Origin of the sequence: Cupriavidus plantarum (assembly GCF_905397285.1) — a bacterium.
Taxonomy (GTDB): domain Bacteria; phylum Pseudomonadota; class Gammaproteobacteria; order Burkholderiales; family Burkholderiaceae; genus Cupriavidus; species Cupriavidus plantarum.
Genome location: NZ_CAJPUX010000003.1, coordinates 122045 through 143271 on the forward strand (window position 1 = coordinate 122045; position 21227 = coordinate 143271).

The 21227-nt window shown below is 65.9% G+C and carries 20 protein-coding genes; 15 read left to right on the forward strand and 5 right to left on the reverse strand.

The window, feature by feature from the left end:
• The first annotated feature begins 157 nt into the window (after positions 1–157).
• The 3 genes from KHP16_RS15240 to KHP16_RS15250 all read left to right on the forward strand — a co-directional run bounded on the left by KHP16_RS15240 (position 158) and on the right by KHP16_RS15250 (position 3679).
• Complete coding sequence (locus KHP16_RS15240; RefSeq protein ID WP_109580112.1) at positions 158–2482, forward strand: NADP-dependent malic enzyme; 2325 nt, start codon at positions 158–160, stop codon at positions 2480–2482.
• 202 nt (positions 2483–2684) lie between these two features.
• Complete coding sequence (locus KHP16_RS15245; protein WP_109580113.1) at positions 2685–3074, forward strand: ribonuclease; 390 nt, start codon at positions 2685–2687, stop codon at positions 3072–3074.
• Positions 3071–3679, forward strand: coding sequence for a barstar family protein (locus KHP16_RS15250; protein WP_115952771.1), 609 nt, complete (start codon positions 3071–3073; stop codon positions 3677–3679). The genes KHP16_RS15245 and KHP16_RS15250 overlap by 4 nt, the downstream gene beginning before the upstream one ends.
• 75 nt (positions 3680–3754) lie before the next feature.
• Here KHP16_RS15250 and KHP16_RS15255 read toward each other — a convergent pair whose 3' ends face one another.
• From KHP16_RS15255 to KHP16_RS15265, 3 genes are read right to left on the reverse strand one after another with little or no spacing between them, the layout of a single operon-like run.
• The gene (locus KHP16_RS15255) at positions 3755–4360 is read right to left on the reverse strand and encodes a YidB family protein (RefSeq protein WP_115952770.1); all 606 of its coding nucleotides are present in this window, start codon (positions 4358–4360) and stop codon (positions 3755–3757) included.
• Between the two features lie 34 nt (positions 4361–4394).
• Positions 4395–5144: a 16S rRNA (uracil(1498)-N(3))-methyltransferase gene (locus KHP16_RS15260; RefSeq protein WP_211960624.1), complete on the reverse strand. Its 750-nt coding sequence runs from the start codon at positions 5142–5144 to the stop codon at positions 4395–4397.
• Complete coding sequence (locus tag KHP16_RS15265; protein ID WP_109580117.1) at positions 5144–5599, reverse strand: VOC family protein; 456 nt, start codon at positions 5597–5599, stop codon at positions 5144–5146. The genes KHP16_RS15260 and KHP16_RS15265 overlap by 1 nt, the downstream gene beginning before the upstream one ends.
• A 225-nt stretch (positions 5600–5824) precedes the next feature.
• On the opposite strand from KHP16_RS15265, the gene tkt reads away from it, so the two are divergent.
• Positions 5825–7861 (forward strand): transketolase, encoded by a 2037-nt coding sequence (gene tkt / locus KHP16_RS15270; RefSeq protein ID WP_181366063.1) that lies wholly within the window; start codon positions 5825–5827, stop codon positions 7859–7861.
• A 28-nt stretch (positions 7862–7889) separates the two neighbouring features.
• Positions 7890–8888: a type I glyceraldehyde-3-phosphate dehydrogenase gene (gene gap, locus KHP16_RS15275; RefSeq protein ID WP_109580119.1), complete on the forward strand. Its 999-nt coding sequence runs from the start codon at positions 7890–7892 to the stop codon at positions 8886–8888.
• A 46-nt stretch (positions 8889–8934) separates the two neighbouring features.
• On the opposite strand, the gene KHP16_RS15280 is transcribed toward gap, so the two are convergent.
• A complete protein-coding gene (locus KHP16_RS15280) occupies positions 8935–9546 on the reverse strand; it encodes a flavin reductase family protein (RefSeq protein ID WP_211960625.1) in 612 nt (203 codons plus the stop codon).
• Between the two features lie 304 nt (positions 9547–9850).
• Between KHP16_RS15280 and KHP16_RS15285 the strand changes: the two genes are divergently transcribed.
• Positions 9851–10843: a LysR family transcriptional regulator gene (locus KHP16_RS15285; RefSeq protein ID WP_211960626.1), complete on the forward strand. Its 993-nt coding sequence runs from the start codon at positions 9851–9853 to the stop codon at positions 10841–10843.
• A 90-nt stretch (positions 10844–10933) separates the two neighbouring features.
• On the opposite strand, the gene fur is transcribed toward KHP16_RS15285, so the two are convergent.
• Positions 10934–11365: a ferric iron uptake transcriptional regulator gene (fur, locus tag KHP16_RS15290; RefSeq protein WP_109580122.1), complete on the reverse strand. Its 432-nt coding sequence runs from the start codon at positions 11363–11365 to the stop codon at positions 10934–10936.
• Positions 11366–11540: 175 nt separating this feature from the next.
• On the opposite strand from fur, the gene KHP16_RS15295 reads away from it, so the two are divergent.
• The 9 genes from KHP16_RS15295 (at position 11541) to KHP16_RS15335 (ending at position 21194) form a co-directional block, all read left to right on the forward strand.
• A complete protein-coding gene (locus tag KHP16_RS15295) occupies positions 11541–12182 on the forward strand; it encodes an outer membrane protein assembly factor BamE (protein ID WP_109580123.1) in 642 nt (213 codons plus the stop codon).
• Positions 12183–12334: 152 nt separating this feature from the next.
• Positions 12335–13141 carry a 4-hydroxy-tetrahydrodipicolinate reductase gene (dapB, locus tag KHP16_RS15300; RefSeq protein WP_109580124.1) on the forward strand — a complete coding sequence of 269 codons (807 nt, stop codon included), beginning with the start codon at positions 12335–12337 and terminating at the stop codon, positions 13139–13141.
• A 54-nt stretch (positions 13142–13195) separates the two neighbouring features.
• The gene (gene leuS, locus KHP16_RS15305) at positions 13196–15817 is read left to right on the forward strand and encodes a leucine--tRNA ligase (protein ID WP_211960627.1); all 2622 of its coding nucleotides are present in this window, start codon (positions 13196–13198) and stop codon (positions 15815–15817) included.
• A gap of 36 nt (positions 15818–15853) precedes the next feature.
• Positions 15854–16369: an LPS-assembly lipoprotein LptE gene (locus KHP16_RS15310; RefSeq protein WP_109580126.1), complete on the forward strand. Its 516-nt coding sequence runs from the start codon at positions 15854–15856 to the stop codon at positions 16367–16369.
• 10 nt (positions 16370–16379) lie between these two features.
• Entirely contained in the window at positions 16380–17438 is a 1059-nt protein-coding gene (gene holA / locus KHP16_RS15315) for a DNA polymerase III subunit delta (RefSeq protein WP_211960628.1), read from the forward strand.
• A 112-nt stretch (positions 17439–17550) separates the two neighbouring features.
• A complete protein-coding gene (locus tag KHP16_RS15320) occupies positions 17551–18831 on the forward strand; it encodes a glutamate-5-semialdehyde dehydrogenase (protein WP_121490520.1) in 1281 nt (426 codons plus the stop codon).
• Between the two features lie 5 nt (positions 18832–18836).
• Positions 18837–19259 carry a CopD family protein gene (locus KHP16_RS15325; RefSeq protein WP_109580129.1) on the forward strand — a complete coding sequence of 141 codons (423 nt, stop codon included), beginning with the start codon at positions 18837–18839 and terminating at the stop codon, positions 19257–19259.
• Positions 19260–19271: 12 nt separating this feature from the next.
• Positions 19272–19877 (forward strand): 2-hydroxychromene-2-carboxylate isomerase, encoded by a 606-nt coding sequence (locus tag KHP16_RS15330; protein WP_109582554.1) that lies wholly within the window; start codon positions 19272–19274, stop codon positions 19875–19877.
• Positions 19878–19901: 24 nt separating this feature from the next.
• Complete coding sequence (locus tag KHP16_RS15335) at positions 19902–21194, forward strand: THUMP domain-containing class I SAM-dependent RNA methyltransferase (RefSeq protein WP_244835827.1); 1293 nt, start codon at positions 19902–19904, stop codon at positions 21192–21194.
• Positions 21195–21227 lie beyond the last annotated feature (33 nt).

Consider the following 21227-nt stretch of genomic DNA (forward strand, 5'->3'; position numbering starts at 1 on the left):
GAAACGCAAAGCTGCCCCGCGTAAAACGCTTATTGTGAAATAATATTTCACAATATAAAATGCGAGGCTCTTATACAGAGAGACAGCGGGTACGGAGCCGGCCCGCTTCGGTCCCCGTCACATTCACGTGCGGCTCCACCGATCGGAAGATGCGCAGATGACAAGTCCTCAGCAGTCCCCGTCCCAAGACGACCTGAAACAACAGCAGCGTGAGGCGCTGCGCAAGGCCGCACTCGAATATCACGAGTTTCCGACGCCGGGCAAGATTTCCGTAACTCCCACCAAGCCGCTTTCGAACCAGCGCGATCTGGCGCTGGCTTACTCGCCGGGCGTCGCCGCCGCGTGCGAGGAGATCGTCGCCGATCCGGCCAACTCCTTCCGCTACACCGCGCGCGGCAACCTCGTGGCCGTGATCACCAACGGCACCGCCGTGCTCGGTCTCGGCGACATCGGCGCCGCGGCATCGAAGCCCGTGATGGAAGGCAAGGGCGGCCTGTTCAAGAAGTTCGCCGGTATCGATGTGTTCGACATCGAGATCGACGAGAAGGATCCGGAAAAGCTCGTCGACATCATCGCCTCGCTCGAGCCGACGTTCGGCGGCATCAACCTCGAGGACATCAAGGCGCCCGAGTGCTTCTACGTCGAGCGCAAGCTGCGCGAGCGCATGAAGATTCCCGTCTTCCACGATGACCAGCACGGTACCGCGATCGTCGTGGGCGCGGCCGTCATCAACGGCCTGAAGGTCGTGGGCAAGGACATCTCCGAGGTGAAGCTGGTGGCCTCCGGCGCCGGCGCGGCCGCGCTGGCCTGCCTGGACCTGCTCGTGGACATGGGCCTGAAGCTCGAGAACATCTGGGTCACGGACATCGCCGGCGTGGTGTACGAAGGCCGTACGGAACTGATGGATCCCGAGAAGTCGCGCTTCGCGCAGAAGACCGACAAGCGCAAGCTGGCCGAGGTCATCGAAGGCGCCGACATCTTCCTGGGCCTGTCCGCCGCCGGTGTGCTCAAGCCCGAGATGGTCAAGGGCATGGCCAAGGACCCGCTCGTGCTGGCCCTCGCCAACCCGAATCCGGAAATCATGCCGGAGCTGTGCAAGGAAGTCCGTCCGGACGCGATCATCGCGACGGGCCGCACCGACTATCCGAACCAGGTCAACAACGTCCTTTGCTTCCCGTTCATCTTCCGCGGCGCGCTGGACTGCGGCGCCACGACGATCACGCGTGAAATGGAAATCGCCGCCGCCAACGCGGTGGCCGAGCTCGCGCGTCAGGAACAAAGCGACGTCGTGGCGACGGCGTACGGCATCCAGGACCTGTCGTTCGGTCCCGAGTATCTGATTCCGAAGCCGTTCGACCCGCGCCTGATCGTGACGATCGCGCCGGCTGTGGCGGAGGCCGCCGCCAAGGGTGGCGTGGCCGCGCGTCCGATCGAGGACATGGACGCGTACAAGCTGCAGCTGCAACAGTTCGTGTACCACTCGGGCACGCTGATGAAGCCGATCTACGCGGCCGCGCGCAAGGTGGAGATGGACCGCAAGCGCATCGTCTTCGCCGAGGGCGAAGAAGAGCGCGTGCTGCGCGCAGTGCAGGTGATCGTCGATGAGAAGCTGGCCAACCCGATCCTGATCGGCCGTCCGGCCGTGCTGACGCACCGCATCGAACGCTTCGGCCTGCGCCTGCGCATGGGCGTCGACTTCACCGTGGTGAACCCCGAGCACGACGAACGTTTCCGCGATTACTCGGACACGTATTACAAGATGATGGCGCGCGAAGGCATCACGCCGCAGTACGCCAAGCTGGAGATGCGCCGCCGCACCACGCTGATAGGCGCGATGCTGATCAAGAAGGGCGAGGCGGACGGCATGATCTGCGGTACCGTGAGCAACACGGCCGCGCATCTGCGCTACATCGACCAGGTGCTGGGCGGCACGCATTGCGTGTACGCGGCGATGAACGGCCTGGTGCTGCCGGGCCGCCAGATCTTCCTGGTGGACACGCACGTCAACATCGACCCGACGCCGAACCAGCTCGCCGAGATCACGATCATGGCGGCGGAAGAACTCAAGCGCTTCGGCATCGAACCCAAGGTCGCGCTGCTGTCGCACTCGAACTTCGGTTCGTCGGACTCGCCTTCGGCGATCAAGATGCGCGAGACGCTCAAGATCCTGCGCGACCGCGCGCCGGACCTCGAGGTCGATGGCGAAATGCACGGCGACAGCGCGCTGGACCAGAAGCTGCGCGACTCGCTGGTGCCGGACGGCGCGCTGGTCGGCGAAGCCAACCTGCTCGTGTGCCCGAATATCGACGCCGCCAACATCTCGTACAACCTGCTCAAGGTCGCCGCGGGCAACAACGTGGCGATCGGCCCGATCCTGCTCGGTGTGAACGGTCCGGTACATATTCTGACGCCGTCGGCCACGGTGCGCCGTATCGTCAACATGACGTCCCTCGTGGTCGTCGATGCCGCCGCCAAGCGCTAAGCCAGGCTTTCCGCACGCGTGTATGAAAAAGCCGGGTTTGCCCGGCTTTTTCATTGTGTAATGGTTGCAATGTAAGTGTGTGCACACATATCAATAACATATTGAAACAATTGAAGAATTCCCGCGCCCACCCCCGCAGGGATTGATTAATCCGCGCCGGACGCGTAACCTTACGCCTTTGAATACAGGCGGAGTCCCCACGATGGCGAGTAGGCTGGCCCAGGCATGGAAGGGGTTGGTGCTGAGCGCGTCGGTGGTGGCGTCGGTAGCTGCATCGGTGGCGACGTCGGTGGCTGTGGCGGGTACGGCGGGAACCATCGCCGTGCAGCAGTTGCCCAACGAGGCGCAGCGCACGCTAGAGCGCATCGAGTCCGGCGGACCGTTCCCGTATGACAAGGATGGATCGCGCTTCGGCAACTACGAGCGCATCCTGCCCCAGCAACCGCGCGGGTACTACCGCGAGTACACCGTCAAGACCAACAGCCGGAACCGGGGAGCGAAGCGGATCGTATGCGGTGGTGATCAACGCGCCGCCAACGATTGCTATTACACGGAAGACCACTACAACAGCTTCAAACGGATAACCAAATGACGACTGACATTTTCGGATTGGGCGACGCCCTTGCCGCCCGCGAAGAGCGCGGCGCCGGAGATGGCTGGCATCGGGCCCAGCATCAGGCCCAGAACCTCTACGACAATGTGCTGATGATGCCCCGACAAGAGCTCACGCACGGACTACCGCCCGCATGCGCGCCGATCGTGGTGCCCGGGTCCGAAGACGGCACCAACGAGGGAGCCATGAACCTGTTCAAGACGGTGCGCCCGAACATCGTCCAGTCGATTCGCGCGTTCCGCGTGCCGGAGCTGGCCCAGGCGGCCGCTGCGCTTAACCAGCATTTCCTGTACGCGAATTGCGCGAACTGCCAGAGCAAGGCGGAGATCCTGGAGACGATCGCCACCGAGTTCATGTTCCCGAAGCATTTCGGCAAGAACTTCGATGCGCTGTCCGATTGCCTGACCGACATGATCCACAAGGCGGGCCCGCAGCCGGGCTTCGTGATCGTGCTGGAAGGCCTGCCGATCGCGCAGAAGTTCGACAAGGAAGCGCGCGAGGTCCTGCTAGACGTTTTCCGCGACGCGGCCGAGTTCTGGGCCGAGCGAAAGGTGCAGTTCCGCGTGTTCTACTCGTTCGCCTGATACCGCCCCGGACACAGACCGTTTCGCTGCATATCAAAACGCCCGCCGGAAGCGGGCGTTTTGTTTTGGCGGCGCTCAGGCGTCGGGAACCCGGCCATCGGGCGTGAGCCGGTCGATCAGTTCCGGCAGCCCCGCGCTGAGGCTGGCCGCGACGTCGTCATGCGACATCCCCGTGGTCTCGGCGAGCGACTGCAGCGCGCCACTGCCGCCGAGCGCGTTCGACAGCTCGGTCGGACTGACCGGTTCGTTGTTGCCCGTGCCGATCCACGAATCCACCTGATGGCCCAGTCCCGCCTGCGCGAGCACGTCGCGCAGCGCGCCGATGCCGCCCGCCGCGGCACCCATGGCCTGCGCGCTCCCGGCCGCCTCGCCCTGACCGCCGAGCAGTCCGCCGAGCAGCGAGCCGAGGTCCAGTCCGCCCGGCGCCGGCGCGCTGCCGCCGCCGAGCATGCCGCCCAGCACTCCGCCGAGGCCACCGCCAAGCATGCCGCCCAGTCCGCCGGCGCCACCGGGTTCCGCCCCCGTGCCGTCGGCCTGTCCGCCCTTGTTGCGCATGGCCAGCATCGCCAGCAGCCCCAGCGCCATCATGATCTTTGGATCGAGGCCGCCGGCCCCCTGGCCGCCCGGGTGTTGCGCGTTGCCGCCCAGCACACCGCCCAGTACGCTATCGAGTAGTCCCATGATCGACTCCTTGCAGTGATTAACGGAGAGGCCGTCAAAATCCGCCGAGCACGGCGTTCAGCGTTGCCAGGCAGGCCAGCCCGGCGGTTTCGGTGCGCAGGATGCGCGGTCCCAGAGATACCGCGGTGAAGCCCGCGCGCAGTGCCATGTCTTCTTCCTCGGGCGCCAGCCCGCCTTCCGGGCCGATCAGCAGCGTCACGCCGCTGGCCAGCCACGCCGCGCGTTCGGCCGCAGCGAGCGTGGGCAGCGATGCCGTGGCGCGCGGCGACACCAGCAACCGGGCGCCAGCCGGAGCCGAGGGCGGCGCCGCGAGCCATGCTTCCACGGTAGCCACCGGCGCGAGCGCCGGCAAGCGGTTGCGGCCGCATTGTTCGCAGGCGGCGGCGATCAGCGCCTGCCAGTGGGCTTCGCGCTTTGCGGCGCGCTCGCCGCTGAGCCGCACCACCGAGCGGTGCGCCTGCAGCGGCTGGATCGCGGACACGCCGAGTTCCACGGCCTTCTCGATCAGCCAGTCCATCTTGTCGCCGCCGGCGAGCCCCTGCGCGAGCGTGACGCGAAACGGCAGTTCGGCTTCGGCCGCGTCGTGCGGACCTACCTGTACGACGGCGCGGCGCTTGCCGAGTTCGACCAGCGTGGCCGGATGGCTGCCGCCGCGTCCGTCAAAGAGGGTCACGGCGTCGCCGGGCGCGAGGCGCAGCACCTGCGCGTGGCGGACGACGGTGTCGGGCAGTTCCAGCGTGGCGTCGGCGGCGAGCGCCGCTTCGACGTAAAAACGGGGAGGCATCAGGGCGTATCGGAGTTGTCGCGGGGAGTTTCGCTGGCAGTGTCAGGTTGGCCGAGGTGTTTGCCGAAGCCCCACCGGTAGCCGTCCGGATCTTCGACCATGCAGTAACGGTCGCCCCAGAACTGGTCCGCGGGCGGCATGACGCTGATTGCGCCCGCGCCGATCGCGCGCGCGAACATCGCGTCGACGTCCTCGCAGTACACGTAGAAGGTCTGCGACGCTTCCACGCCGAGCGAGCGAGGCGTGCGCGCGGTGCTGCCCCACGCGCCCTCGGGCGCGAACATCACCACGAGCTGGCCCTGGTAATGCATTTCGGCATGGGTCGGCACGCCGTTCTCGTCGAGGACGTTGTGGACCGTGAAGCCGAACGCACGGCTGTAGAAATCGAGCGCGGCACGTCCGCTGGCGACCGTCAGGTAAGGCGTGAGCCAGGGCGTGTTGGGCGGTCTGGGCATGATGGGCTCCGGATGGTCTCCTCATTGGGGCAGGCACATGTTACGCGGGCGCGCCGCCGCTGTCGCGCCCGCCGGGCGGGAGGGCGCGCGGATGACAACTCTGCACTTGCCCCCGCGGTATGCGCGGAACCGTCCGGAAACCGCCCGGAACCGCTGGCGGGCGGTCTGGCAAGACGCGTCCTTCTGCTAAAATTGCGGTTTTCCCGCCGCCAGGTTTCCGCCCGCATGTCTGCCCTCGCACATCCCGCCACTAGTCCCTATGCTTCCCAGCCCGCACAGCTGATGGCCAACGCAATCCGCGTGCTGGCCATGGATGCCGTGCAGCAGGCCAATTCCGGCCACCCCGGCATGCCGATGGGCATGGCAGACATCGCCGTGGCGCTCTGGAGCCGCCACCTGAAGCATAATCCGGCGAACCCGCACTGGGCCGATCGCGATCGCTTCGTGCTCTCCAACGGCCACGGCTCGATGCTGCTCTACGCGCTGCTGCACCTGACAGGCTACGACCTGCCCGTGAGCGAGCTGAAGAACTTCCGCCAGTTGCACAGCAAGACGGCCGGTCACCCCGAATACGGCATCACCCCGGGTGTCGAGACCACGACGGGCCCGCTTGGCCAGGGCATTACCAACGCGGTCGGCATGGCGCTGGCCGAGCGTCTGCTCGCCGAAGAATTCAATCGCCCCGGTTTCGACCTCGTCAATCACCACACCTACGTGTTCCTCGGCGACGGCTGCCTGATGGAAGGCATCAGCCACGAAGCCTGCTCGCTGGCCGGCACGCTCAAGCTGAACAAGCTGGTCGCGCTGTGGGATGACAACGGCATCTCGATCGACGGCGACGTGGTGCACTGGTTCAACGACGATACCCCGAAGCGTTTCGAGGCCTATGGCTGGAACGTGATCCGCGCGGTCGATGGCCACGACGCGGCCGCCGTCGATGCGGCGATCACGCAGGCCAAGAGCAGCGACAAGCCGACGCTGATCTGCTGCCGTACCGTGATCGGCAAGGGCTCGCCGAACAAGGCCGGTGGCCACGACGTCCACGGCGCGCCGCTGGGCGGCCAGGAAATCCTGGCCACGCGTGAGGCGCTGGGCTGGGCCCATGCCCCGTTCGAGCTGCCGGAAGAGGTCTACGCCGCATGGGACGCCAAGGCGACCGGCGGCGCGCTGGAGAAGGCCTGGAACGCACTGTTCGACGCCTACGCCGAAGTGCATCCGTACGAAGCCGGCGAATTCAGCCGCCGCATGCGAGGCGAACTGCCGGAGGGCTTCGACGCCGCGGTGGACGCATTCATCGCCAAGTGCGAAGAGAAGGCCGAGACGATCGCCACGCGCAAGGCGAGCCAGAACACGATCGAGGCCATCGGCCCCGTGCTGCCGGAATTCCTCGGCGGTTCGGCCGACCTGACGGGCTCGAACCTGACCAACTGGTCCGGCAGCAAGGCCGTCCGCGCCGATGCATGGGGCAACCACATCAACTATGGTGTGCGCGAGTTCGGCATGAGCGCGATCATGAATGGCGTGGCGCTGCACGGCGGGTATATCCCCTACGGCGGCACGTTCCTCACGTTCTCCGACTACAGCCGCAACGCGCTGCGCATGGCGGCGCTGATGAAGATCCGCACGCTGTTCGTGTTCACGCACGACTCGATCGGCCTCGGCGAAGATGGCCCGACTCACCAGTCGGTGGAGCACGTGGCCAGCCTGCGGCTGATCCCCAACATGGATGTCTGGCGTACCGCCGACACGACCGAAACGGCCGTGGCATGGGCGCAAGCGCTGCGCCGCGAGAACGGCCCGAGCTGCCTGATCTTCAGCCGTCAGAACCTGCCGTTCCAGAAGCGTGATGACGCCACGCGCGCCAACATCGCGCGCGGCGGCTACGTGCTGCGCGACGGCACCAACCCGCGCACGAAGCGTCCGGACGCCGTGATCCTGGCCACGGGCTCGGAAGTCGGACTCGCGGTCGGCGCGGCGGAACAGCTCGCGATCGACGGCCTGCATGTGCGCGTGGTGTCGGTTCCCGCCACCACCGTGTTCGACAAGCAGGATGCCGCGTACAAGGCCAGCGTGCTGCCCGCGGGCGTGCCGCGCGTGGCGGTGGAAGCCGGCGTGACGGACTTCTGGTGGAAGTACCAGGTCCAGGCCGTGGTCGGTATCGACACCTTCGGCGAGTCGGCGCCTGCCGGCGTGCTGTTCAAGCATTTCGGGTTCACCGTGGAGAACGTCGCCGATACGGTGCGCGCCACGCTGGCCCAGTAAGCTTTCATCGATTCAACAGGAGATAGACATGACCATCAAGATCGGCATCAACGGCTTCGGCCGTATCGGACGCATGGTATTCCGCGCCGCTGTCGCCAACTTCAAGGACGTCGAAGTCGTCGGCATCAACGACCTGCTGGAGCCGGACTACCTGGCGTACATGCTGAAGTACGACTCGGTGCACGGCCGCTTCGACGGTGAAGTGTCGGTCGATGGCAACACGCTGGTCGTCAATGGCAAGAAGATCCGCCTGACCGCCGTCAAGGATCCCGCCGAGCTGAAGTGGGGCGAGATCGGTGCCGACGTGGTGGTCGAGTCGACCGGCATCTTCCTGACGAAGGAAGGCGCGCAGAAGCACATCGACGCGGGCGCCAAGAAGGTCATCATGTCGGCGCCGTCGAAGGACGACACCCCGATGTTCGTGTACGGCGTGAACCACGAATCGTACGCCGGCGAAGCGATCATCTCGAACGCCAGCTGCACGACGAACTGCCTGGCCCCGATCGCCAAGGTGCTGAACGACAAGTGGGGCATCAAGCGCGGCCTGATGACCACCGTGCACGCCACCACCGCCACGCAGAAGACCGTGGACGGCCCGTCGAACAAGGACTGGCGCGGTGGCCGCGGCATCCTGGAAAACATCATCCCGTCGTCGACGGGCGCGGCCAAGGCCGTGGGCAAGGTGATTCCGGTGCTGAACAAGAAGCTGACCGGTATGTCGTTCCGCGTGCCGACGTCGGACGTGTCGGTGGTCGACCTGACCGTCGAACTCGAAAAGCCGGCCACGTACGAAGAAATCTGCGCCGAGATGAAGTCGCAGAGCGCTGGCGCGCTGAAGGGCGTGCTGGGTTACACGGAAGACAAGGTCGTGGCGACCGACTTCCGCGGTGACGCCCGTACGTCTATCTTCGACGCCGAAGCCGGTATCGCGCTGGACTCGACCTTCATCAAGGTCGTGAGCTGGTACGACAACGAGTGGGGCTACTCGAACAAGGTGCTCGAGATGGCTCGCGTGGTGGCGAAGTAATCGTCGTCATCCAATGAAAAAGGCGCGGACGCTTCCGCGCCTTTTTTTATGGCCGCGCCGATGGGTTCGGGACCAGCGGCCGGGCATCGACCGCGTCGCCATCGACGATGAAATGCCCGCCGGCCACATGATGGATCGTGCGCAGGGCGTCCTGACCGTCGAAATGCCACCGTCCATTGCTGAACACGCGCGTGTCCGCATGGGCCGCAATGACTTCGCCGAGGAACAGATCGTAGGTTTGCTGGATCGATGCCTCGGGCAGCAGCCGGCATTCGAGCCACGCCGCGCAGCCTTCAAGCAGCGGTGCATCGATCACATCTCCCTGAAAGGTCTGCAACCGATAAGCGGCAAACTTGTCAGTCTGCTGCGCGGCGAGCGCCTGTCCCGAACTGGAACCGAGCGCTTCCGTCAGATCGACCTGCGAGACCGTTGGCACCTGGAGCGCGAACGTGCCGCTGGCTTCGAGCAGGTGCCGCGTCCACGTGGATTTATCCACCACGACGGCGACCTTGGGTGGCGCGAAGTCGAGCGGCATGGCCCAGGCGGCCGCCATGATGTTGCGCTGCCCGCCGTGCGCGGCGCTGACCAGAACGGTCGGGCCATGGTTGAGCAGACGGTAGGCCTTGGCGAGTTCGACGGGGGCGCGGAAGCTGGACATGAGGAAAACGGCTAAAGCCGTAGTGCGGACCCTGGTGTGGGCATTAGGGCATCTACTATAGCCACAAGGCAAAAACCGCGTCATAAAGTCAGAGATCGACATAATCTGTCGCGATCATGTCAAAGGCGGATCAAAAAGCCCGGATCGAGAGTGCAAGAAATGCTGAATTTGCTTTCCGAGGCAGTTTTTTCCTCTTACACTAGAAGAATCTGTTGACATCTGATGTGCAACCCGAGCAAGTGGCGGGGCCATCGACGAAGCGAACGTCGCCGAATAACGTACCGAGCATGGACCGGGCCTGATCATGGTGAACGTTGATACCAAGCTGCTCGTGATTTTCACCGAGCTGCTAAGCAAACGAAACGCCACATATGTGGCGGAAAAAATGCACATGACCGCGCCGGCCGTGTCGCATTCGCTCGGGCGCCTGCGCGAGATCTTCGACGATCCGCTCTTCATCCGCGTCCCGCACGGCCTGACGCCGACCCCGCGTGCGCTGGAACTCGGGCCCAAGATCCGGGACATGCTGGACCTCTGGTCGTCGATCAACGAGGGCGACGCCGACAATTTCGATCCGGCCGTGGCCACCGGCACGCTGAGCATCGGGTTTGCCGCCGAACTGGGCGACACCGTTTTCAACCGCTTTGTGCTCCGCATCAAGCAGCTCGCTCCCGACCTCCACATCCGCCTCGTCGAATCCCATTCCTGGGAAGCCGACGTAGCCTCGATGCGCGCGAACGAACTCGACGTCGCGTTTTCGCCGTTCCCGACGCGCCATCCCGAGATCGTCGAGGAAATGGTCACGTCGCTGAACCTGTGGGTCTGCGCGCGCAAGAACCATCCGGTGCTGAAGTCCGAATGCACGCTCGAGCAATATCTGGACTGCAGCCATATCTTCATGGCCCATTCGGGTGGCGCGGGCCGGCCGGCCCCGGCGCTGATCCCGCTCGACTACGCGCTGCAGCAGCGCGGGCTCAAGCGCAACGCCACGCTGACCGTCCATTCGTGGCGCGCGCAGGCCGAAATGGCGGCGCAGACCGACATGATCTTCACGGTCAACGCGCTGACGAAGGACATGGCGTGCGAGACCTACGGCCTCAAGGCGTTTCCGCTACCGGCCGAGCTCAATACGATGCTGGGCCTGAACATGTTCTGGCACCGCAGCCGCAACACGCATCCGATGCTCGTGTGGGCGCGCGGACTGTTCCGTCAGGTGGTGGGCGAGTTCGTGGGCCTGCCGCAGGTCTCGCGCGCACAACGCGCGGTGCTGGAGCAGGACATCGCGCAGGAACCGTAAGCGCGACACTCCTGACGGAAGCATAAAAAAACCGGCGCCTGGCGCCGGTTTTTTCGTCGCGAGACGTCCGGTCATGGCCGGCGCCGCCGCTTATCGTTTGGGTTTGTGGGGGCAATCGTTCTTCGTGCAGTTGCCGTAGAGCGACAACGCGTGTTCCTGCAGTGCAAAGCCACGCTCGCGCGCGATGCTCTGCTGGCGCTTCTCGATTTCGGAGTCGAAGAATTCTTCGACGCGGCCGCAATCGATGCACACCAGGTGATCGTGATGCTTACCTTCGTTCAGTTCAAAGATGGCCTTGCCCGATTCGAAGTTGTTGCGCGACAGCAAGCCGGCTTGTTCGAACTGGGTCAGGACGCGATAGACCGTGGCGAGACCGATATCCATATGCTCGTTGAGCAGGATGCGGTAGACGTCTTCCGCGCTCAGATGGCGTTGTTCGCTGGTCTGGAAGATTTCAAGGATCTTCAGGCGGGGGACGGTCGCCTTCAGGCCGATATTTTTGAGGTCCGCCGGACTCGGCATGGGCGTGACTCCCTAGAGTACAATGTCTGGATAGCTGAATCATAAGGGTTTTGGCGACAAAAGTCGCCTCGGTGCCCAGACCGCCACCGGTCATGGCGCGCCGTGCCGGGCCCGCCGCATCCGCGGCGCGCGCCCAGGTCACACGGCCCACCCCTCCTTTTTTGAAGCGAGAGACATGCGTTCAAACCGTTCGACCGCCATGCGACCGACGCTGGTGACTTCCCTGCTGGCCGCCACGATGCTGGTGGGTGCCTGCTCGGCATATGACAGCACCTCGCGCAAGGTGGCCAACGCCATCACGCCGTACCGTATCAATATCGTCCAGGGCAACTTTGTGTCTCGCGAAGCCGCCTCGCAATTGCGAGAAGGCATGACGCGCGACCAGGTGCGCTTCCTGCTCGGCACGCCGCTGCTGACGGACGTGTTCCATGGCAATCGCTGGGATTACGTCTTCTCGTTCCGCCGCGGCAGCACGCCGGTCGTGCAGCAGCGCCGCTACACCGTGTACTTCCAGGACGACAAGCTCGTGAAGTTCGGCGGCGACGAACTGCCGTCGGAATACGAGCTCATCGCGGAAATCGACGGCTTCAAGGCCGTGCAGAAGAATCAGACCGTTACGAAGATCCTGACCGGCACCAATACGGACGCTCCCGTGGGCCCGAAGGGCGCCCCGGCGCCGCCCGCGGATGCCGCGAATCCGGTCCCCGCCACGGAGGCACCTGCCACCGCGCCCGCCGCCCCCGCCGCTGCATCGCCGCAGGCCTCCGAAGCACCGGCCGCCGCCGCCAACGGCGTGGTCGTCAAACCGGTCAATTGATACACGGGCCGGCGACACACAGGCCGACGTCCGGGTGGACGGAGCCCGGTGCACAAAGCGGCCCGCCGGCGCTCCGTCCCGTACGCATTCCCCAGAGCCGGTCCCTGCGGACCGGCGCGCATTCCCTACCGCCCCCACTTACTGATACCGCCATGAATATCGCCATTGCAGGCGCTTCCGGCCGCATGGGCCGCATGCTGATCGAACATGTCCTCGACACCGAGGGCGTCACGCTGTCGGGCGCGCTCGATGTGCCGGGCTCGCCGGCGCTGGGCCAGGACGCGGGCCTGCTGCTGGGCCGCGAAACCGGCGTGAAACTGACATCTGACATCGAAGCCGGCCTCAAGGGCGCGGACTGCCTGATCGACTTCACGCGTCCGGCGGGCACGCTCGCGCATCTGGAAGCCGCGCGCCGGCTGGGCGTGAAGATGGTGATCGGCACGACGGGCTTCGACGCCGCGGGCAAGGCCGCGCTGGCGGAGGCCGCAAAGGATATTGGGGTGGTATTCGCCTCGAACATGAGCGTGGGCGTCAATGTCACGTTCAAGCTGCTGGAGGCGGCAGCCAGGCTGCTGTCCACGGGCTATGACATCGAGATCATCGAGGCGCATCACCGTCACAAGGTCGATGCGCCCTCGGGCACGGCGCTGAGCATGGGCGAAGTCATCGCCGACGCGCTCGGCCGCGACCTGTCGAAGGTGGCCGTGTACGCCCGGGAAGGCCACACCGGCGAGCGCGATCCGGAGTCGATCGGTTTCGCGACGGTGCGCGGCGGCGATATCGTCGGCGATCACACCGTGATGTTCGCGGGCATCGGCGAACGCATCGAGATCAGCCACAAGTCGTCGAGCCGCCGCTCGTATGCCGACGGCGCGGTGCGCGCGGCGCGTTTCCTCGCGGACAAGCCCAACGGCCTGTTCGACATGCAGGACGTGCTGGGCCTGAAGGCGCGGTCGTAACTGCCCCCGCAAACGTATAATCGTTGTTTTTGCCGCACCTCTGACCCACCCATCATGCAAGACAAATACCTTCCGTCCGCCGTTGAAGAAGCCGCCCAGCAGCACTGGCAGGCGACCGATGCCTACCGGGTGTCGGAACATGCGACGGCGCCCGACGGCAAGGAGCGCGCCAAGTTCTACGCCTGCTCGATGCTGCCGTACCCCTCGGGCAAGCTGCATATGGGCCACGTGCGCAACTACACGATCAACGACGTGATGGCGCGCTACCTGCGCATGAACGGCCATAACGTGCTGATGCCGATGGGCTGGGATGCGTTCGGCATGCCCGCCGAGAACGCCGCACTCAACAACGGCGTGGCGCCGGCCGCCTGGACCTACGACAACATCGCTTACATGAAGAAGCAGATGCAGTCGATGGGCCTCGCGATCGACTGGTCGCGCGAAGTGGCGACGTGCAGCCCGGACTATTACCGCTGGAACCAGTGGCTGTTCCTGAAGATGCTGGAGCGCGGCATCGCGTATCGCAAGACCGGTACCGTGAACTGGGACCCGGTGGATCAGACGGTGCTCGCGAACGAGCAGGTGATCGACGGCCGCGGCTGGCGTTCGGGCGCGGTGGTCGAGAAGCGCGAAATCCCGATGTACTACCTGCGCATCACCGACTACGCCGAGGAACTGCTCGGCGACCTCGACGGCCTGGGCTGGCCCGAGCGCGTCAAGGTGATGCAGCAGAACTGGATCGGCAAGAGCGTGGGCGTGCGTTTCGCGTTCCCGCACAAGATCGCGGGTGCTAACGGCGAACTGATCCAGGACGGCAGGCTGTACGTGTTCACGACGCGTGCCGACACGATCATGGGCGTGACGTTCTGCGCCGTGGCGGCGGAGCATCCGCTGGCCGCGCATGCGGCCGCGACGAATCCGGAACTCGCCGCATTCATCGAGGAATGCAAGATGGGTTCGGTCATGGAAGCCGACATGGCGACCATGGAAAAGAAGGGCATGCCGACGGGTCTCAAGGTCACGCATCCGCTGACCGGCGACGAAGTCGAAGTCTGGGTCGGCAACTACGTGCTGATGAGCTACGGCGACGGCGCCGTGATGGGCGTGCCCGCGCACGACGAGCGCGACTTCGCGTTCGCGCGCAAGTACGGTCTGCCGATCCGTCAGGTCGTGGACGTCAAGGGCCAGGAATACTCCACCGAAGCGTGGCAGGAGTGGTACGGCGACAAGGAACACGGCACGCTCATTCATAGCGGCAAGTACGACGGACTGGGTTATCGCGCCGCGGTGGAGGCGATCGCCGCCGATATCGCCGCGCTGGGCCTCGGCGAAAAGAAGACGACGTGGCGCCTGCGCGACTGGGGTATCTCGCGCCAGCGCTACTGGGGCACGCCGATTCCGCTCATCCATTGCGACAGCTGCGGCGTGGTCCCCGTGCCCGAAAACGATCTGCCCGTCGTGCTGCCGGAAGACCTCGTGCCGGACGGTACGGGCAATCCGCTCGCGAAGGACCAACGCTTCCTCGCGTGCACGTGCCCGTCGTGCGGCAAGCCCGCGCGCCGCGAGACCGACACGATGGATACGTTCATCGACTCGTGCTGGTACTACATGCGCTACACGTGCCCGGACGCGCCCACGATGGTCGATGCGCGCAACGATTACTGGATGCCGATGGACCAGTACATCGGCGGTATCGAACACGCGATCCTGCATTTGCTCTACGCGCGCTTCTGGACCAAGGTCATGCGCGACCTGGGGCTCGTGAAGTTCGACGAGCCGTTCACCAACCTGCTCACGCAGGGCATGGTGCTGAACGAGACGTATTACCGCGAAGACGCGAGCGGCAAGAAGACCTGGTACAACCCGGCCGACGTGGATGTGAAGCTCGACGAGCGCGGCCGTCCGATCGGCGCGACGCTCAAGGCCGATGGCCAGCCCGTGGTGATCGGCGGCGTGGAGAAGATGTCGAAGTCGAAGAACAACGGCATCGACCCGCAGGCGCTGATCGACCAGTACGGCGCGGATACCGCACGCCTGTTCGTGATGTTCGCCGCGCCGCCCGAGCAGCAGCTCGAGTGGAGCGGTTCGGGGGTGGAAGGCGCGTCGCGCTTCCTGCGCCGCGTATGGGCGTTCGGCCATGCCAATGCCGAGGCCATCCGCGCGGCGAAGGGCGCCGCGCCCACGGCCGACGATGCCGACCTGCGCCGCGAGATCCATGGCGTGCTCAAGCAGGCCAACTACGACTACCAGCGCATCCAGTACAACACCGTGGTCTCCGCGACCATGAAGATGCTGAACGCGCTCGAAGATGCCAAGGGCGCGTCGCCGGGCGCGCGCCGCGAAGGCTTCGGCATCCTGCTGCGCGTGCTGTACCCGGTGGTGCCGCACATCGCGCATGCCTTGTGGGAGGAGCTCGGCTACGCGGGCGAAGCCGGCGAGCTGCTCGACGCCGCCTGGCCGCAGGTCGATGAAGCCGCGCTGGTGCGCAGCGAGATCGAACTCGTGCTGCAGGTCAACGGCAAGGTGCGTGGCAGCATCACGGTGCCCGCCGATGCCGACCGCGCCGCCATCGAGGCGGTGGCCGCCGCCAGCGAGATCGTCGCGAAGTTCGCCGCGGGCGCCACGCCGAAGAAGATCGTGGTCGTGCCGGGCCGCCTCGTGAACGTGGTGCTGTAACGGCCGTCGCCGCTCATTGAAGGAATCCGCCAAGCCATGACTCGACCGAACCTGCGCCGCCGTGCGTTTCTTGCCACGACACTCGCTACCGCGATGGCCGCCGGTCTGGCGGGCTGCGGTTTCCACATGCGCGGCACCGCCGACTTCGCGTTCAAGAAGCTGTACGTCGGCATTCCGGCGAACTCGCCGATGGGCGCGGACCTGCGGCGCACGATCCTCGGCGGGTCCGACACGATTGTCGTGGACGATCCCAAGCAGGCCGATGCGCTGCTCGACGTGCTGGGCGACACCCGCGGCCGTTCGATCCTCTCGATCACGACCGAAGGCGTGGTGCGCGAATACCGGCTGAGCCAGCGCTTCAGCTTCCGGCTGCGCGATCAGGCGGGCAAGGAGCTGATTCCGCCGTCGACGATCCTGCTGACGCGCGACATCACATACAACGAATCCGCCGTGCTGGCGAAGGACTACGAAGAGCAGCAGCTCTATCGGGACATGCAGCGCGACATCGTGCAGCAGCTGATGCGCCGTCTGGCGGCGGTCAAGGCCGTCTGACCGTTTCGCGATGCAACTTAGGCTCGACGGTCTCGACGCCCATCTGAAGCAGGCCCAGGCCAAGGGCCTGTCGCCGCTTTACGTGGTGCATGGCGACGAGCATCTGCTCGTGCTGGAGGCCGTGGACCGGCTGCGCCGCGCGGCGCGCGACTCGGGTTATACCGAACGCGACGTGCTCGTGGCGGAGCGCGGCTTCCACTGGAGCCAGCTCGTCGAGGCGCAGCAGTCGATGTCGCTGTTCGGTGACCGCAAGATCGTCGAACTCCGCATTCCTTCGGGCAAGCCCGGCAAGGATGGTGGCGAGGCGTTACGCGCCGTGGCCGCGCAGCCGTCACCCGACGTGCTGATGCTTGTCACGCTGCCGCGCCTCGATTTCGCGACATCCAAGTCCGCGTGGTTCCAGGCGCTGGAAGGAGCGGGGGTGTCGATCAAGGTCGATACCGTCGATCGCACGCGGCTGCCGACCTGGGTCGGCGAGCGGCTCGCCTTGCAGCAGCAGCGCGTGGAGGGCGGCGAGCCCGGACGCCGCGCCCTGCAGTTCATCGCCGACAAGGTGGAGGGTAACCTGCTCGCGGCCCATCAGGAAATCCAGAAACTCGGACTGCTCTATCCCCCCGGCGAACTGAAATTCGACCAGGTCCACGACGCGGTGCTCAACGTGGCCCGCTACGACGTGTTCAAGCTGTCGGAGGCGATGCTCGCGGGCGATGTGCCACGGCTCGTGCGGATGCTCGAAGGGCTGCGCGGAGAGGGCGAGGCCACGGTGCTGGTGCTCTGGGCGCTGACCGAGGAAATTCGCGTATTATCCAAGGTCCGGCAAGGGCTGGCGGCCGGCAAGCCCGCCGCGGTGCTGATGCGCGAACTGCGTGTCTGGGGCCCGCGCGAGCGGCTGGTGCCGCAGGCGGCGCAGCGGTTGTCGATGCCGCAGCTCGAGGCCGCGCTGGCGCTGGCCGCGCGGCTCGATCGGCAGGTGAAAGGGTTGTCCGACCTGCCGCCGGGCGCCGCGGCCAGTCTGCCGGCAGAGCCATGGGATGGCCTGCAACAGCTGGCGTTGCTGATTGCCCGCTGAGGGCGGTTTGCCGAACCGTTGCGGTTGCGCCCCTGGGCGGATGCATCCGTAGCCCATCCCTGCCGCACCCCACAAGATTGCACGACCGCCGGGACAGGACCCGGCCACGATCATGACCGAGTTCGATCTCAACCAGTATATGGACCGCGTCGGCCAGCAGGCCCGCGCCGCGTCGCGCGCGATGGCGCGTGCCTCCACCGCCGACAAGAACCGCGCGCTCTTGACCATCGCGGCGGCGATCCGGCGCGATGCCGACAAGCTCAAGGCGATCAACGCGCGCGACGTCGAGCGCGCGCGCGCGAATGGGCAGGACGCGGCGTTCGTCGACCGGCTCACGCTGTCGGACAAGGCCATCACGACGATGGCGGCCGGCCTCGAGCAGATCGCCGCGCTGGCCGATCCGATCGGCGAGATCTCCAACATGAAGTTCCGCCCGACGGGCATCCAGGTGGGCCAGATGCGCGTGCCGCTCGGGGTGATCGGCATCATCTACGAATCGCGTCCGAACGTGACCATCGATGCGGCGGCGCTGTGCCTGAAGTCCGGCAACGCGACGATCCTGCGCGGCGGATCGGAAGCCATCGAATCGAATACCGCGCTGGCCGCGCTGGTGGCGGAGGGCCTCTCCGCCGCGGGACTGCCGGCGGAAGCGGTGCAGGTCATCGAGACCACGGACCGTGCGGCCGTGGGCCGCCTCATCACGATGACGGAATACGTGGACGTGATCGTGCCGCGCGGCGGCAAGAGCCTGATCGCGCGGCTGATGGAAGAAGCGCGCGTGCCGATGATCAAGCATCTGGACGGCATCTGCCATGTCTACGTCGATGACGACGCGGACGTGGAGAAGGCCGTGCGCGTGTGCGACAACGCCAAGACGCAGCGCTACGCCCCCTGCAACACGATGGAGACGCTGCTGGTCGCGCGCGGCATCGCCGCCACGGTGCTGCCGCCGCTGTGCCGCATCTATCAGGACAAGGGCGTGGAGCTGCGCGTGTGCGCGGACACGCGCGCGACGCTGGAAGCCGCCGGCTTCACGGGCCTCGTGGATGCGACCGAGGAAGACTGGCGCCTCGAATACCTGGCGCCGGTGCTCGCCATCCGTACCGTGGACGGGCTCGATGCCGCCATTGCCCATATCAACACCTACGGCTCGGCGCACACGGACTCGATCATCACCGAGAACTACAGCACGGGCATGCGCTTCCTCCGCGAGGTGGACTCCGCGAGCGTGATGATCAACGCCTCGACCCGCTTCGCCGACGGCTTCGAGTACGGCCTCGGCGCGGAGATCGGTATCTCGAACGACAAGCTGCATGCGCGCGGCCCGGTGGGTCTGGAAGGGCTGACTTCGCTCAAGTACGTGGTCTTTGGCCACGGCGAGATCCGGAGCTGACGCCCATGCTCTGGATCAAGTCGTTCCATATCCTGTTCGTGATCTCGTGGTTCGCCGGGTTGTTCTATCTGCCGCGGATCTTTGTCAATCTGGCGATGGAAACCGATGCCGCGGCCACGCAGCGGCTGCTGCTGATGGCGCGCAAGCTGTTCCGCTTCATGACGATTCTGGCCGTGCCCGCCGTGGTGTTCGGGCTGTGGCTGTTCCTCGGCTACGGCATTGGACGCGGACCCGGGCAGGGGTGGATGCATGCCAAGCTGGCGCTGGTGGTCGTGCTGATCGGCTATCACCATGGCTGCGGTGTGTTGCTGCGCAAGTTCGAGGCGGGCCGCAATACGCGGTCGCATACGTTTTATCGCTGGTTCAACGAATTGCCGGTGCTCGTGCTGCTGGCGATCGTCATCCTGGTCGTGGTCAAGCCCTTTTGAACTGAGGACATGATGAGCAAGCAGGTCGAGTATTTCATGGCGCCACAGTCGCCGTTCGTCTATCTGGGGCATGCGCGCTTCGTCGAGATTGCCGCGCGCCACAAGGCGCAGGTCGTGCTCAAGCCGTGCGACCTCGGCAAGGTCTTCTCGGTGTCCGGCGGACTGCCGCTGGCGCAGCGTCCGCCGCAGCGCCAGGCGTACCGCCTCGTCGAAATCCAGCGGTGGGCGGAATTCCTCGGCATGCCCGTGAACCCGCATCCGACGTTCTTCCCCGTGTCCGGCGATCCGGCCGCGAAGGTCATCATCGCGGCGCAACTTGCCCATGGCACCGCGCGCGCGCTCGAACTGGCCGGCGCCTACTGCCGCGCGGTGTGGGCGGAGCAGCGCAATATCGCGGACCCCGCCACGCTGGCGCAGATCGCCGATGCGCTCGAGTTCGACGGCGCCGGCCTGCTCAAGGCCAGCGAGGCGCAGGCCGTGCAGGCCGCCTACGCGCAGAACACCCAGGACGCAATTTCGGCGGGCGCTTTTGGCGTGCCGTGGTTCGTGCTGGACGGTCAGCCCTATTGGGGCCAGGACCGCCTCGAATTTCTCGACCGCGCGTTGGCTGCCGGTTGAGGTTGTTTTTGTCTTGAGTCACGTATGTCCATGAACGAACGGTCGCAGACCGAAAGCTTCTTCGCCCCCTGCCCGCGCGGTCTGGAAGCCGCACTGGCCGAGGAGCTGCGCGAGATCGCGCAGATGCCGGCCGTGGCCGCCACGGCGCCGTTCGCCGTGCACAAGGAAATGCCCGGCGGCGTGCCGTTCTCGGGTCCGCTGGCGGCCGCGTATGCGGTGAACCTGCACTCGCGCATCGCCAGCCGCGTGCTGCTGCGCGTGGCGCAGAAGCGCTATCGCCACGAAGACGATGTGTACGCGCTGGCGCGCGCGCAGCGCTGGGAGAACTGGTTCTCGCCGGATGAGACGCTGCGCGTCGACATCACCGCGCACAAGTCGCCGCTGCAGAGCCTGAATTTCGTCGGACTGCGCGTCAAGGACGGCATCTGCGATGCCATGCGCGACCGCCTGGGCGCGCGGCCCAGCGTCGATACCGTGAGCCCGGACGTGCGCGTCTACGCGCATCTGACCGAGTTCGACTGCACGATCTACCTCGATACCACGGGTGAGCCGCTGTTCAAGCGGGGCTGGCGCATGGAGAAGGGCGAGGCGCCGCTCAAGGAGAACCTTGCGGCTGGAATCCTGCGTCTGGCCGGCTGGGTGCCGGGTCAGACCGCACGACCGTTCTACGACCCGATGTGCGGCAGCGGCACGTTCCTCGTCGAGGCCGCGCAGGTCGCGCTCGGGCTGGCACCGGGCGCGGCTCGCACCTTCGCGTTCGAATGGCTCAAGGGCGCCGATACCCGCGCCTGGGAGGCGCTGCGCGCCGACGCCCAGCGCGCGCGCGAGGCGGCGCAGCGCATCGATCCCGCCACGCTACGCGTGGTCGGTTCGGATATCTCCACGGGAATGCTCGGCATGGCCGAGGCCAACTGGGAACGCGCGGGCTTGCCCGGTGCGGCGCAACTGAAGCAAGTGGACGCTCGCTTTGTACAGCCGCCTTTTGCGGAGCCCGGTATGCTGCTTATGAACCCGCCATACGGTGAGCGGATTGCCGTGCGCGGCGAGCGCCGTCAGCCGGCCGACGAGCCGCCGCGCGACGAGGCCGAGGAAGCCGCCGCGAACCAGTTCGCGAGCGCGTTCGCGACGACGCTCAAGCAGCAGTTCGCGGGATGGCAGGCTTGGGTGTTCACGGGCGACATGTCGATGCCCAAGCGCATGCGGCTGAAGGAATCGCGCCGCACGCCGCTGTTCAACGGCAACATCGAATGCCGGCTCTTCCGGTTCGATATGGTGCGGGGCGGCAATCGCGCGGCCGCGGAAGACAAGCCGCAGTAGGTTCTGCGAGGCCTGGGCCGATCGTTCTGGCCG